The organism is Massilia mucilaginosa, assembly GCF_011682145.1.
In the GTDB taxonomy this organism is placed as follows: Bacteria; Pseudomonadota; Gammaproteobacteria; order Burkholderiales; family Burkholderiaceae_D; genus Telluria_A; species Telluria_A mucilaginosa.
The window spans coordinates 500,198-513,228 of record NZ_WHJH01000001.1; the positions used below are offsets into that span (position 1 = coordinate 500,198).

13 protein-coding genes and 1 pseudogene are annotated in these 13,031 nt (G+C 64.8%); 9 read left to right on the plus strand and 5 right to left on the minus strand.

Annotation, left to right across the window (positions count from 1 at the left end; translation table 11 throughout):
• Positions 1-92 precede the first annotated feature (92 nt).
• Positions 93-599 (plus strand): DUF1993 domain-containing protein, encoded by a 507-nt coding sequence (locus F2P45_RS02220; protein ID WP_166870133.1) that lies wholly within the window; start codon positions 93-95, stop codon positions 597-599.
• 83 nt (positions 600-682) lie between these two features.
• Here F2P45_RS02220 and F2P45_RS02225 read toward each other — a convergent pair whose 3' ends face one another.
• Entirely contained in the window at positions 683-1,276 is a 594-nt protein-coding gene (locus F2P45_RS02225; RefSeq protein WP_166870134.1) for a TetR/AcrR family transcriptional regulator, read from the minus strand.
• 95 nt (positions 1,277-1,371) lie between these two features.
• On the opposite strand from F2P45_RS02225, the pseudogene F2P45_RS37175 reads away from it, so the two are divergent.
• Together F2P45_RS37175 and F2P45_RS02230 are read left to right on the plus strand one after the other, a co-directional pair.
• Positions 1,372-1,608: pseudogene (locus F2P45_RS37175) on the plus strand (ABC transporter six-transmembrane domain-containing protein); the annotation flags it as partial.
• A 22-nt stretch (positions 1,609-1,630) separates the two neighbouring features.
• Positions 1,631-2,296, plus strand: coding sequence for an ABC transporter six-transmembrane domain-containing protein (locus tag F2P45_RS02230; RefSeq protein ID WP_370663196.1), 666 nt, complete (start codon positions 1,631-1,633; stop codon positions 2,294-2,296).
• 37 nt (positions 2,297-2,333) lie between these two features.
• On the opposite strand, the gene F2P45_RS02235 is transcribed toward F2P45_RS02230, so the two are convergent.
• Entirely contained in the window at positions 2,334-2,546 is a 213-nt protein-coding gene (locus F2P45_RS02235; protein ID WP_166870135.1) for a DUF1289 domain-containing protein, read from the minus strand.
• Positions 2,527-3,096 (minus strand): DUF1415 domain-containing protein, encoded by a 570-nt coding sequence (locus tag F2P45_RS02240; protein WP_166870136.1) that lies wholly within the window; start codon positions 3,094-3,096, stop codon positions 2,527-2,529. Before F2P45_RS02240 ends, F2P45_RS02235 begins: the two co-directional genes overlap by 20 nt.
• A 512-nt stretch (positions 3,097-3,608) precedes the next feature.
• On the opposite strand from F2P45_RS02240, the gene F2P45_RS02245 reads away from it, so the two are divergent.
• From F2P45_RS02245 to F2P45_RS02260, 4 genes are all read left to right on the plus strand, one after another.
• Entirely contained in the window at positions 3,609-4,976 is a 1,368-nt protein-coding gene (locus tag F2P45_RS02245; protein WP_166870137.1) for a transglycosylase SLT domain-containing protein, read from the plus strand.
• A gap of 417 nt (positions 4,977-5,393) precedes the next feature.
• Positions 5,394-6,797 carry a DEAD/DEAH box helicase gene (locus tag F2P45_RS02250; protein ID WP_166870138.1) on the plus strand — a complete coding sequence of 468 codons (1,404 nt, stop codon included), beginning with the start codon at positions 5,394-5,396 and terminating at the stop codon, positions 6,795-6,797.
• A gap of 217 nt (positions 6,798-7,014) precedes the next feature.
• On the plus strand, positions 7,015-7,437 hold the full coding sequence (locus tag F2P45_RS02255; RefSeq protein ID WP_166870139.1) for a universal stress protein: 423 nt from the start codon (positions 7,015-7,017) through the stop codon (positions 7,435-7,437).
• A gap of 28 nt (positions 7,438-7,465) precedes the next feature.
• A complete protein-coding gene (locus F2P45_RS02260) occupies positions 7,466-8,899 on the plus strand; it encodes a GntP family permease (protein ID WP_166870140.1) in 1,434 nt (477 codons plus the stop codon).
• Here the strand turns inward: F2P45_RS02260 and senA are convergent, their stop codons facing one another.
• A complete protein-coding gene (senA, locus tag F2P45_RS02265) occupies positions 8,900-10,108 on the minus strand; it encodes a selenoneine synthase SenA (protein WP_229504878.1) in 1,209 nt (402 codons plus the stop codon).
• 38 nt (positions 10,109-10,146) lie between these two features.
• Here senA and senB point away from each other — a divergent pair, with 38 nt between their 5' ends.
• Both senB and selD read left to right on the plus strand, forming a co-directional pair.
• The gene (gene senB, locus F2P45_RS02270) at positions 10,147-11,106 is read left to right on the plus strand and encodes a selenoneine biosynthesis selenosugar synthase SenB (protein WP_166870141.1); all 960 of its coding nucleotides are present in this window, start codon (positions 10,147-10,149) and stop codon (positions 11,104-11,106) included.
• 29 nt (positions 11,107-11,135) lie between these two features.
• Positions 11,136-12,194 (plus strand): selenide, water dikinase SelD, encoded by a 1,059-nt coding sequence (gene selD / locus F2P45_RS02275; RefSeq protein ID WP_166870142.1) that lies wholly within the window; start codon positions 11,136-11,138, stop codon positions 12,192-12,194.
• Positions 12,195-12,231: 37 nt separating this feature from the next.
• Here selD and F2P45_RS02280 read toward each other — a convergent pair whose 3' ends face one another.
• Positions 12,232-12,954 carry a PEP-CTERM sorting domain-containing protein gene (locus F2P45_RS02280; RefSeq protein WP_166870143.1) on the minus strand — a complete coding sequence of 241 codons (723 nt, stop codon included), beginning with the start codon at positions 12,952-12,954 and terminating at the stop codon, positions 12,232-12,234.
• Between the last annotated feature and the right edge of the window lie 77 nt (positions 12,955-13,031).

A 13,031-nucleotide genomic window follows, 5' to 3' on the forward strand; every position in this document is an offset into this window, starting at 1 on the left:
GATGGGTGGCGACGAGTGGCAAACGGCAGGCGCCTCAGCGCGAATCGCGCCGACTTGCTATCATCGCAGCACTTTTCTAACAGGGACTCCCCATGACTTTTTCCATGTACGACGCTTCGGTGCCCGTTTTCAAGCAAATCCTGACCAGCCTGTCGGCCGTCATCGACAAGGCCGAAGCCCACGCCACCGACAAGAAGATCGAACCGGCGGCCCTGCTGCAGGCGCGTCTGTATCCGGACATGTTCCCTTTCCTGCGCCAGGTCCAGGTAGCGGCCGACTTCGCCAAGGGCTGCTGCGCCCGCCTGGCTGGCGTGGACGTGCCGCGCTATGACGATACCGAGCAGACTTTCGCCGAACTGAAAGACCGCATCGCCAAGACGCTCGATTTCATCAACGGCTTGCCGCAGGATGGCATCGAAGCGAGTGCCCAGCGCGACATCAGCACCAGCAGCGGCGCCAACGCCAAGCAGTTCAAGGGCCAGGTGTATCTGGCGCATTACGCGCTGCCGCACTTCTATTTCCACGCCACCACCGCGTACGCGATCCTGCGCCATAACGGCGTTGAAGTGGGCAAGAAAGACTTCATCGGCTCGTTTTAAGCGGCCCACACACACTATATAGTGAGGGGAGCTGCCCGGCTCCCCTGCCCGCCCCGATCGCGCATCGGGGCGCGGCGGCTCATTTACGCATCGCATGGCGCGACCGGCATACCGAGCACCATGGAAACAAGCTCCCATACTTCGCTGAACGCGCGCTGCGCCGCCGCATCCGACGGCGACAAAAGCAACTCGTCCGCATACCCCATTGTCAACGCAAAGATCTGCCGTCCCGCGCGCTCGGTCGAGCGACAGCGAAAATCACCACCGGCAAGCCCGCGTTCGATGAGCCGCCCCAGCGCTTCATGCCAATTGGTATTGATCTCCCGATAGGTGGCGGCCAGGGCGGCGTCGTGCATCGCCTCGTCCCACACGTCGAACCACAGCCTCCAGACCGGATCGGCGGTCGCCGGCAGGCACTCGCGCAGGAAGCTGCGCAGCGCGTCAGCGGGACTTCCCGAGCGCGTCAGCGCGATAATCTGCTCAAGCTGTAAATTGGCAAAGCGCAGGAAAGCCTCGCGGCGCAGGCATTCCCAGTCCCCGAAATAGTGATAAAGATGACTGTTCGACAAGCCGGCATGCCGGGTTACATCGCGCGTTGAGACATTCGCGAAGCCTTTTTGAAGAAACATTTCCAGCGCGCTGGCGAGGATCTGGCTTTTACGGTCGATGGCGGGCATGGGGGGATTCCAGTGAACGGTTGCGTTTGAGCGAGTGCTCAAGTAGACTTGAGCACTCGCTCAATTCTAGCGCTATCTCAGGTTTCACGCCAGTCATGACACGCCCCACTTCCCTCCCGGCCGCTACCGCGCCAGCCCAGCCATCGGCCAACGCCACCCTCAGGGTGCTGGCGCGCACCTATGCTGGCAAACTCTCCCTGACCATGCTGCTGGTGGCCCTGGAAAACGCCTTGCTGCTGGCATATCCTTTGTTCGCCGGGTTTGCCGTCGACGCCATCTTGCGCAAAGACGCCGCCAGTGCCATGTTGTACGCGGCCGTGGTGCTGGCGTTCTGGCTGATCGGCGCCGCGCGCCGTGCGCCGTGCGCTCGACACGCGCATTTTCACCCGGATTTATGCCGACCTGGCTGTCCCGGTCATCCTGAACCAGCGCTTGCACAAGCAAAGCACCTCCACGGCGGCCGCACGCGTGGTGCTGGCGCGCGAGTTTGTCGATTTCTTCGAGAAGCATGTGCCGGCCATCGCGACCGCGCTGGTGTCGATCGTCGGCGCGTCGGTGATGCTGGTGCTGATCGAGCGCTGGATTGGCCTCGCCTGCCTGACGGCGCTGCTGCTGTGCGCGGGCCTGATGCCGCGTTTCGCCCGGCGCAACCAGATGCTGCACCAGCGCCTGAACGACCAGCTGGAAAAGGAAATCGGGCTGGTACAAGACGTGGGAGCGCACACGCTCACGCGTCACTACCGCTTCCTCTCAAGGCTGCGCATCGGTTTGTCCGATCGGGAGGCGATCGCTTTTCTGTGCATCGGCATGCTGGCGGCAACCCTGTTTGCGCTTGCCATCATCCGCCTGGCGATGCGCGATGCGGCCTCGGCCGGCCATATTTATGCCGTCATGACCTACCTGTGGACCTTCGTGTGCAGCCTCGACGAGGCGCCCGCCATGCTCGACCAGCTGGCGCGGCTCACGGACATCGGGCAGCGGGTCCATCCCGGCTCGCCCCGCGAGGTGGAGACGCAGTGAAGACCGAACGAGCCCGGTGCGCCTCCCGAGCAAGCATTCAGGTATTGCGGCGCGGGTAGCCTTGCGCGAGGATGCGCACCCAGACCACTTCCTTTTCGGCCTCGCTCATCGAGACCCAGTGCGCCACTTCCACCACGCTGCGCCCGCAGCCGCGGCAGATTTCGTCGAACGTGGTCGAGCAGACTGCGACACAGGGCGTGTCCGGCCGCTCAGGCGGCTTCACGCCGCCCTCACTTGGCGGGGCCGACATCGAGCGCGTCCCAGCCGTCATGGCCGAGCTTTTCCATCGTTTCAATATTCTTGTCGAAAATCTCGGACGCTTCCGGGAAGGCCTCGACCGCGCGTTCGATGCTGTCTTCGCGCAGCAGGTGCAGGATCGGGTACGGGGCGCGGTTGGTGAAGTTGCTGATATCGTTGATAGCGGTGTCCGCGAACTGGTATTGCGGGTGGAAACTGGCCACCTGCAGTTCGCCGTCGAGCTGCATGTCTTCCAGCGCCGCATCGGCCACGTCGAGGAATTCGTTGTAGTCCAGGAAGTCGGTCAGGACGAAGGGATGGATCAGCAAGGTGGTGTCGATCTTTTCCGGATCGGTATCGGACAGCAGTTGCAGCTCATTCATCAGGGTTTCGAGCAAGACTTCCGGCGTGGTGGCGCTGGACACGACGTACCGCACCTGCTTTTTCACATGAACGGCTTTGGCGAACGGACACAAATTGAGTCCGATGACGGCTTTTTCCAGCCATTGTTGGGTAGCGGCAATGATCTGCTCATCGTCGGCGTTCAGATTGGGGGTGCTCATGGTGATGCTTTCACTGATATAAGAAGAAGTACGCGCGGCGCAAGCGCACGCCGCAAGCGGGCGCCGCAAGCGGAGGCCGCAAACCCAAATTGTACGCACTCTTTGCGCCACCTCATAGGCACCCCCGCGTTTCGGGGTACTTTAGGACCCGTCGACCGATCCGCCCCACCCCGGCGGCGCGGCGGTTTTGGTATTATTCCCCGGCGTACCGTGCCCGGCCCCGACAGCCCCGCGCAGCGCTCTCCGGCTCATCTTTGCCATAGGAGAAAATCATGCATACCCCCCGGGAGTATCTGAAGCGTTCCCGTCCATACACTGATGGCATCCTGGCATTTTTAAGGCATACTCCCGGCAATTGGTCTTTTCCGATGCAACAATATTGGTCGGAAGTGTTGTCAAAATATTTGCTTCGCACACACTTATTTGACTTGACTCAAAGCGGAAGTGGTACGTACACTCCGAGCTTATCTATTCGTCTGTCCGGCAGTTTTCGGACCCAACAATGGAACGCTATGCAAAAAACGACACGCAATACCACTTCACTTGCAGTCCTCGTTCTGATGCTCGCGCCAGCGCTCAGCCACGCGGTCGACTCCGTCTCGACCAACGTCGCGCCGCTCGCCCCGACTGTCAAGCCAGCACCAGCCCCGCTCCAGGCCTTCCCCGCCGTCAAGGCCGATGAATACAAGGAAGCCGATGTCTGGGGCCGTATCCGCACCGGTTACGCGATTCCCGATATCGAGAACGAGCTTGTTGCCAAGCACGTCAAGTGGTACAGCACCCGTCCCGACTATATTGCCCGCACCTCGGCGCGGGCCTCGCGTTACCTGTTCCACGTGGTCCAGGAACTCGAAAAGCGCAACATGCCGACCGAGCTGGCTTTGCTGCCGATTATCGAATCGGCCTTCAATCCGCAAGCCTATTCCAAGGCCAACGCCGCCGGCATGTGGCAGTTCGTGCCCGGCACCGGCAAGGATTTCAATCTCAAGCAAAACATGTTCAAGGACGAGCGCCGCGGCGTGCTGGCCTCGACCGATGCCGCGCTGACCTACCTGCAGCGCCTGTACGGCATGTTCGGCGACTGGCCGCTGGCCCTGGCCGCCTACAACTGGGGCGAAGGCAATGTCCAGCGCGCCATCAAGAAGAACCAGGCGCTCGGCAAGCCGACCGACTACGAAAGCCTGTACGAGCACATGCCGGCCGAAACGCGCGAGTACGTGCCGAAGCTGCAAGCGGTCAAGAACATCATCGCCAACCCGGCCCAGTACCACGTCTCGCTGCCGGTGATCGACAATTCGCCGTATTTCACCGCGATCGACAAGACCAGCGACATCGACCTGACCATCGCGGCCCAGCTGGCCGAATTATCGGTCGAAGAGTTCAAGGCGCTCAATCCGCAGTTCAACCGCCCGGTCATCACCGGCGGCGAACAGACCAAGATTTTGCTGCCCCAGGAAAATGCCGAAAAGTTCCACCTGAACCTGGCGCAATGGGGCCGTTCCCTGTCGACCTGGACCACGCACAAGATTACCGGCGCGAAAGACAGCATTGCGTCGCTGGCGTCGCGCTTCGGCACCACCCCGGAAGTGATTCGCCAGGCTAACAATATTCCGGCAGCAACGCGCCTGAAGGCCGGCTCCACCATCCTGGTGCCGAAAATCTCCAGTTCGGTCCATTCCGATATCGCCGAGCACGTCGTCGACAACGCGGTGATGGCCTTCGAAGCCGAACGCGCCGGCCGTCGCGGCGGCCGGGCCGAAAAGCAGACCAATGCCGAACGCATCAAAGGCAAGGTCGCCGCGCTCAAAACCCGCGTGTCCGCACGCGGCGCCAAGACGGCAGCCAGCGAGTCCCCGCGCTACAAGCGGCGCGGCGGCTGATGCCCGGTGGCGGGTGCGTCGGCCGCACCCGTCGCATCCCCGTTTATCTACCAAGACTTCTTCAGTAAATCCAGTCCTTGCATACACACTATTCGGATTTACCTGTACAAGTACAGTGAAACTACTGTATAGTGTTGTTTGTGCGCTGCAATACGTTTCTCGCAATCAGACTGAAGCGATGGCCCTTAGCAGTAACAAAGAAGTAAAACTAGCAGCTTCGCAAGCCTAGGCGTATCCCACGGATACCCTCAATAAAGCCCTCCCGCCTTGTGTGTCGCACCTGACACCGTCCCGGCGCAAAGCTTTTGTGCCGAAATTTCTTTCATCCTGAGTCATTTCGTTGTGTTGGTTGGCGTTGCTATTTTGCGCTCGGAGCATGTGCTCGGGCGCTGATCTATACCGAAAGAAAAAAACATAATGAGTTTTGAAGCATTAGGCCTCCACGCGTCTATCGTAAAAGCAGTAACCGATGCCGGTTACACCGTGCCGACCCCAGTCCAGGAGCAAGCTGTTCCTGCCGCCATCAGCGGCCGCGACCTGCTGGTATCGTCGCAGACCGGTTCCGGCAAGACCGCAGCATTCATGCTGCCAGCACTCCACAAATTCGCCGTTGCCGAGCAATCGCAGGCGTCCAAGAACGCAGCCCAGGAAGCGCAAAATGCGCGTGCCCGCGGCGAGCGTCCACGTTTCAAAGCTGCACAGCCTAAAATGCTGGTGCTGACCCCGACCCGCGAACTGGCCCTGCAAGTGACCAGCGCCACCGAAAAATACGGCACCCAGATCCGCCGTATCAAGGCCGTGTCGATCCTGGGCGGCATGCCTTATCCTAAACAGATGCAACTGCTGGCGCGCAACCCGGAAATCCTGGTCGCCACCCCTGGCCGTCTGATCGACCATATGGAATCGGGCAAGATCGATTTCTCGGAACTCGAAATCCTGGTGCTGGACGAAGCTGACCGCATGCTCGACATGGGCTTCATCGACGACATCGAAAAAATCATCGCCGCGACGCCTGCCAACCGCCAGACGATGCTGTTCTCGGCAACGCTCGACGGCATGGTTGGCAACATGGCGCGCCGCATCACGACCGACCCGATGACCATCCAGATCACCGGTTCGGCATCGAAGCACGAAAACATCGTGCAGCGCGTTCACTTCGTCGACGACCTGTCGCACAAGAACCGCCTGCTCGACCATCTGCTGCGCGACGAAACGCTGGACCAGGCCGTGGTCTTCACCGCCACCAAGCGTGACGCCGACACCATCGCCGACCGCCTGAACATCGCCGGTTTCTCGGCTGCCGCACTGCATGGCGACATGCACCAGGGCGCGCGTAACCGTACGCTCGACGGCCTGCGCCGCGGCCAGGTTCGCGTGCTGGTGGCGACCGACGTTGCAGCCCGTGGTATCGATGTCCCGAACATCACCCACGTGTTCAACTATGACCTGCCGAAGTTCCCTGAAGACTATGTGCACCGTATCGGCCGTACCGGCCGTGCCGGCCGCAATGGCCTGGCGATCTCGCTGGTGAACCATGCCGAAGGCATGAACGTCAAGCGCATCGAGCGCTTCACCAAGCAGCTCATTCCGGTCAACGTGATCGAAGGCTTCGAGCCGAAGAAAACCGCGTCGGCGCCACGCTCGGCTGCCCGTCCAGGCACCTGGAAACCAGGCGACAACCGCGGCGGCGCCAAGCCAGGCCAGCGTACGTTCAGCAAACCGGGCGCTCCGCGCAAGGAAGGCGCGGCGGGCGGCGGCTACAAGGGTTCGAACCCGCGTCCGGCCTCCGAGCGCACCCGTACCTCGTACGGCGACCGTTAATCGTTCGCTGTAACGACCGACTAAAGAACGGCTGCTTCGGCGGCCGTTTTTTTCGCCTGGCGCGTTTTCACGCATCGAAAATACGCGGCGATGGCATCCGCGGGCGCTACGCGCATAGCATCGGCGAAGCGCATGTTTTTGATGCAGGTCAAGGGAAATGTCGGGGGCAATCGGTAGCCTCTGCTTTACCGCCAAACTGCGCTCTCCAGGAAATCCGATGAAACATCTTTTGCTGCCGTTCGACGGCTCCCCCAGCGCCACCCGCGCCGCCCGCCACGCCGCCGAGCTGGCGGCCCTGATCCCCGGCCTGCGCGTCAGCCTGCTGCACGTGTTCGATCCGGTCACCCTGGCCCCGCACGGCGCCCTGGTGCGGCACGAGGTCGAAAGCCGCTACGGCGCCGCAGCCGCCGCCTTGATGGCGCCCGCCGTCCAGGTATTCGAGAGCGCCGGCGTGAGCGTCGAACTGCACTGCCGCGCCGGCGCCTCCGCCTCCGAGATCGCGCAGTATATCCACGAAGCCGGATGCGATGCGGTCGTCATGGGCACGCGCGGCATGGGGCCACTTGCCGCCATCCTGATCGGCTCGGTCGCCACGCGCGTGCTGCAAACTGTCGATGTGCCGGTAACGCTGGTCAAATGAGGGCGCGCGCCGACGCCGGCCGGCCCGCATGAGCGGCATCGCCGGCATCGCGCTGGCCCTGGTGCTGCTGGTGTGGCTCGCTTACCGCGGCGTCAGCGTGCTGCTGCTGGCGCCGCTGCTGGCCATGCTGGCCGCGCTGTTGAGCGCCGACGCCCCGCTGCTGGCCAGCTATACGCAGGTTTTCATGAAGGCCCTGGGCGGCTTCATCGCCCTGTATTTTCCGTTATTCCTGCTGGGCGCCATCTTCGGCAAGCTGATGCAGGCCTGCGGCGCCGCCGCCGCCGTGGCCGACTGGATCGGCGCGTGCCTCGGTGCGCAGCGCGCCATCTTGTCCATTGTGCTTGCCTGCGCCATTCTCACCTATGGCGGCGTGTCGCTGTTCGTGGTCGCATTCGCGGTGCATCCGATCGCCGCCGCCCTGTTCGAGCGCGCGCGCCTGCCGGCACGCCTGATACCGGCGACCATCGCGCTGGGCGCCTTCACCTTCACCATGACCGCGCTGCCCGGCACGCCGGCGATCCAGAATGCGATCCCGATGCCCTACTTCCAGACCACCCCGTTCGCCGCCCCCGGCCTGGGCATCCTGGCCGGCCTTGTCATGCTGGGACTGGGCATGGCCTGGCTGAACTGGCGCGCGCGCCGCCTGCGCGGCCGGGCCGATCCCTGTGCGCACGCCGCCGCTGGCCCGGTCCAGGCTCCGGCACCGCGCCCGCCGGGCCAGGGCGATGGCGGCCCGTGCGGCGCCAGCGCCGCCGGCACACCCCCAGCCTGGGCGGCGCTGCTGCCGATCGTGCTGGTGGTGGCGCTCAACTATGTGTTCTCCGCCCATGTCTTCGTTGCGCTCGATACGTCTTACCTTGCCCTGGCGCCCTACGCGCCGGCCACCCTGGCGCAGGTGATCGGCATCTGGTCCATCCTGTGCGCGCTGGCGCTCTCGATCCTGGCGCTGGTGGCGTTCAACTACCGGCGCCTCGATGGCCTGCGCCGGATCCTCGACGAGGGCGCCAATGCCGCCCTGCTGCCGATCTTTAATACGGCGTCGCTGGTCGGTTTTGGGGCGGTCATCGCGTCGCTCGCCGCCTTTGCCATGCTGCGCGACGCGGTGCTCGGCATCGCTCCCGGGCAGCCGCTCATTTCACTGGCCATTGCCGTCAACCTGCTGGCCGGGATCACCGGTTCGGCCTCGGGCGGGATGAGTATCGCCCTCGAGACGCTCGGCCCGGACTATCTGGCGCTGGCACGCAGCGCCGGCATCGCGCCCGAGCTGCTGCACCGGGTCACCACCATCGCCACGGGCGGGCTCGATTCGCTCCCCCACAATGGCGCCGTCATCACCTTGCTGTCGATCTGCAAGCTCGATCACCGCCGCGCCTACGGCGACATTTTCATGGTGGCCGTCGCCGGCCCCCTCGCCGCACTGGCCGTCGTGGTCACGCTCGGCACCCTGGCGGGATCGTTCTGATCAGAGTGCGCAGGTGCGGAAGCCGCAAAAGATATCGTCGCGCTCCGGCTTGAAAAAATTGCGGAAGCGCGCCGACGCAAAGCGCGAGGGCGTGGCGAAGGACGCTCCCCGCAGCACCTGGTGCGTCATGAACCATGGCGCCGAATACTCGCGGTAGCGGTCCGCCACGAAGCCCGGATACGGTTCGAACGCGCTGCTGGTCCACTCCCACAGCTGGCCCCAGCGGAACCCGGCCTGCCCCGACATCGCCGCATACTCCCACTCCGCCTCACCCGGCAAACGGCGCCCTGCCCACGCGCAATACGCCTGCGCCTCGAACAGGCACACATGGCGCACCGGCTCGGCCGGCGCCAGGGTTGACATGCGCCCGAAGCGCATGCTGCGCCACTGGTCGCCGTCGCGCTGCCAGTAGCGCGGCGAGGAACGCTCCTGTCCCATCAGCCACGCGCTGCCGGCCGCGCTCCAGTACTGGCGGTTCTGGTAGCCGCCATCGGCGACAAAATCGGCGAACTGGGCATTCGTCACCAGGCCCGCATCGATGCGAAACGGCGCCACGTACACCGGGTGCGCCTGGCGCTCGTTATCGAACGCGAAGCCACCCTCCTGCACGCCGCCCAGCAGCAAGGTCCCGCCCGGATAGGCGATCTCGGACGAGGGCGCGGCCAGCAAGGACGCGCGCAGCAGCTGGTCCGGCACCTGCACGCCCAGGGTCTGCAAGGTGTACAGATAGGCCTCGCCGTGCATGTCTTCGTGCGCCAGCGCCAGCCGGTACGGATACAATGCCTGATCGACGCCGGCCTCGCGCGAGAGCTTGTCGAGCGTGCGGTCGAGCACTTCATGGCAGTAGGTCTTGAGCGCGCCGGGGCTGGGCAGGTCGAGCGTCCAGCGCGAGCGGTGCGGCACGGTGTTCGAATCGAACCAGTCGTCGCCGCGCGTGAGCAGCGAATGGCGCTGGGCGTCGGCCGGGTGGCTCGATGCCGCCTCGCGCAGGATGAACCACTCGGCAAACCACGCCGTGTGCCCCAGTTCCCACAGCGGCGGATTGATGGTGGCGATGTGCGGCACGCGCGCCAGGCTGTCGTAGCCGGTGGCGGCGAAGCAGTCGAACAGGCCAAGCGTATAATTTCGGGCACCCTGGAGCGCCTCGGCCAGTTGCTGCCCCCTGGCGTGCCGGAAGGATGCCGGGATCGATGCGGTGGTTGAGTTCATGGCGTCGATTGTAACGACTTTTTCAAAGGCAGCGCTGCGTGAAGAAACAGCTACTCATTGTCAGTCCCGCCTCGGCGAAGGAAAACAACGGCAACTGGCAGACCGCCCGCCGCTGGGCGCACTTCCTGCGCGCGCGCTACCGGGTCGCCATCGCCCCCGGATGGCAGCCGTCGGACGGCGCGCCCGACCTGCTCATCGCCCTGCACGCGCGCCGCTCGGCCGGGGCGCTGGCCGCGTATGCGCTGGCCTGCCCGCAGCGGCCCTCGGTGCTGGTGCTGACCGGGACCGACCTGTATCGCGACATTGCCACCTGCGCCGAGGCCCGGGCTTCGCTGCAGCACGCCAGCGCCCTGGTGCTGCTGCAAAGCGCCGGCCTGGCCCTGCTGCCGCCCGCCCTGCATGCGAAGACGCGCGTGATTTACCAGTCGGCGCCGGCGCTGGCGCCGCACCGCCACGCGCCCGCACGGCGCCATGCCGACATCTGCATGATCGGCCACCTGCGCGCCGAAAAAGATCCGCTGACCTTCATGCGCGCCAGCGCCCTGGTCACCAGCCCGCGCGCGCGCCTGCTGCACATCGGCGGCGCGCTCGATGCCGCGCTGGGCGAGGCGGCGCGCGCCACGGCGGCGGCCAATCCGCGCTACCGGTGGCTCGGCAACCTGGCGCACGCCGAGGCGCGCCAGCGCCTCAAGCGCTGCCACGCGATGGTGATCGCCTCGCACATGGAAGGCGGCGCCAACGTCATCATCGAAGCCGTCACCAGCGCGGTGCCGGTGCTGGCCAGCGATATCAGCGGCAACCGCGGCATGCTGGGCGAGGACTACGCGGGCTATTTCGCGCCGGGCGACGCCCCCGCGCTGGCGCGCCTGATCGAGCGCTGCATCGGCGACGACGCCTTCCACGCACTGCTGCGGCGCCAGTGCGACGCGCGCGCCGCCTTGTTCGCCCCAAGCCATGAGCGCGCCAGTGTGCTCGACTTGGTGGATAATCTGGTCTGACCCGCCTTTTACCGAAATGGACACCGATCATGAGCACTGCCCCAGACACCCCCATCAAACTCACCGCGTTTTCGCATGGCGGCGGCTGCGGCTGCAAAATCGCGCCCGGCGTGCTGTCCGAAATCCTGAAAAACTCGGGCGGCTTCCCGCTGCCGAAAGAACTGATGGTCGGTATCGAGACGGCCGACGACGCCGCCGTCTACAAGCTCAATGACGAACAGGCGCTGATCGCCACCACCGATTTCTTCATGCCGATCGTCGACGACCCGTTCGATTTCGGCCGCATCGCCGCCACCAACGCCATCTCCGACGTGTACGCGATGGGCGGGACGCCGATCATGGCGCTGGCGCTGGTCGGCATGCCGATCAATAAACTGCCGCTCGAGACCATCGGCGAGATCATTCGCGGCGGCCAGGTCATGTGCGCCGAAGCGGGCATTCCGATCGCCGGCGGCCACACCATCGACTCGGTCGAACCGATCTACGGCCTGGTGGTGCTGGGCCTGGTGCATCCGTCCAAGGTCAAGCGCAACGCCGACGCGCGCGCCGGCGACGTGCTCATTCTCGGCAAACCGCTGGGCGTGGGCGTGCTCTCGGCGGCGCTCAAGAAAGACGTGCTGGGACCGGAAGGCTACGCCGCCATGATCGCCAATACCACCAAGCTCAATAAACCGGGCAAGGCGCTCTCGGAGATGGAAGGGGTGCATGCGCTGACCGACGTCACCGGCTTTGGCCTCTTGGGCCACCTGCTGGAACTGGCGCGCGGGGCGCAACTGACGGCGCAACTGAGCATGTCGCAGATTCCGCTACTGCCGGGCGTGGAGCAACTGGCGCACGATGGCTACTTTACCGGCGCGTCGGGGCGCAACTGGGAGGCCTACGGCAAGGACGTGACGCTCTCGCCGAGCATCAGCGCGGCGCAGCATAACCTGCTGACCGACCCGCAAACCTCGGGCGGACTGCTGGTGTCGTGCGATCCTGGCAGCGTCGACGAGGTACTGGCGCTGTTCGCGCGCGAAGGCTTCGAGAGCGCCGCCGTGATCGGCGAGATGACGCAGGGCGCGCCGCGCGTCCAGGTCGCGGCGTAAGGCTGCCCGGGCGCGGCCCGGGCAGCGGCGGGGCGCGTCAGACGGACTGGCGACGCTTGCGCGCTGCGAAGCCCAGCATGGCCAGGCCGGCGCCGAGCATGGCCCAGCTGCTTGGCTCGGGCACGGCCGTGACCGAGAACGACAGGTTGTCGGCGTAGCCATCGTTGTAGCTGCCCTCGGCCCGGTTCATGTCGAGCACGATGTCGACCAGCGCGCTGCCGACGGGAATGAAGCCATGGCTCTCGCGATATACCAGGTTGTTCAGTCCGCCACGATCGCTGACGCTGACCGGCGCCAGGCTCTTGCTGAACAAGGTATTGCCGCTCTTGTCGCGGAACACGGCGGTCAGGGTGGCGCTATCGCTTTGCGTAGCGTAGCCGCCCAGCCAGCCGGACAGGTCGAACTGCGACTGTCCGCCCTTGATGGCGTCGCTGTAGCCGCCCAGGTCGATCACCTGGACCGCACGCGATGCCGGCGTGTTGACGCCGCCAGCGAAAAAGTTCTTGCCGCGGTTTTGCGGACCGGCGTCGGCAGGCCCCGGGAAACCGCCGCTTGCGCCGTAGTTGACCGACGTCAGGCCACCGCTGACAGTCCAGCCCGGCACCGTGACCGTGCCGCCATCGTTCGACCCTGCGCCGGCTTCGGCATTGCCGTTGACGATCAGGTTTTGACCGGACACGGCCGGGGCGGCATTCGCCGCTGCGGCGCAGGCGAACATGCCCGCCATCGATAAGGCCATTGCTGCTTTTACAAAACGCATGAAAATCCCTTGAATTGGTTGAAGCGCCGCCGTGCCAGCCCTCGCCCCCCCTGCGGCACATGGAGGGACGCCGGTAA

Excerpts from the sequence above, each read along its gene's own strand:
- F2P45_RS02235 (WP_166870135.1), bottom strand. The coding sequence starts at position 2,546 with ATGTCGGCCCCGCCAAGTGAGGGCGGCGTGAAGCCGCCTGAGCGGCCG.
- senA (WP_229504878.1), bottom strand. The coding sequence starts at position 10,108 with ATGAACTCAACCACCGCATCGATCCCGGCATCCTTCCGGCACGCCAGG.
- F2P45_RS02225 (WP_166870134.1), bottom strand. The coding sequence starts at position 1,276 with ATGCCCGCCATCGACCGTAAAAGCCAGATCCTCGCCAGCGCGCTGGAA.
- F2P45_RS02255 (WP_166870139.1), top strand. The coding sequence starts at position 7,015 with ATGAAACATCTTTTGCTGCCGTTCGACGGCTCCCCCAGCGCCACCCGC.
- F2P45_RS02260 (WP_166870140.1), top strand. The coding sequence starts at position 7,466 with ATGAGCGGCATCGCCGGCATCGCGCTGGCCCTGGTGCTGCTGGTGTGG.
- F2P45_RS02220 (WP_166870133.1), top strand. The coding sequence starts at position 93 with ATGACTTTTTCCATGTACGACGCTTCGGTGCCCGTTTTCAAGCAAATC.
- selD (WP_166870142.1), top strand. The coding sequence starts at position 11,136 with ATGAGCACTGCCCCAGACACCCCCATCAAACTCACCGCGTTTTCGCAT.
- F2P45_RS02240 (WP_166870136.1), bottom strand. The coding sequence starts at position 3,096 with ATGAGCACCCCCAATCTGAACGCCGACGATGAGCAGATCATTGCCGCT.
- F2P45_RS02280 (WP_166870143.1), bottom strand. The coding sequence starts at position 12,954 with ATGCGTTTTGTAAAAGCAGCAATGGCCTTATCGATGGCGGGCATGTTC.
- F2P45_RS02250 (WP_166870138.1), top strand. The coding sequence starts at position 5,394 with ATGAGTTTTGAAGCATTAGGCCTCCACGCGTCTATCGTAAAAGCAGTA.
- F2P45_RS02245 (WP_166870137.1), top strand. The coding sequence starts at position 3,609 with ATGCAAAAAACGACACGCAATACCACTTCACTTGCAGTCCTCGTTCTG.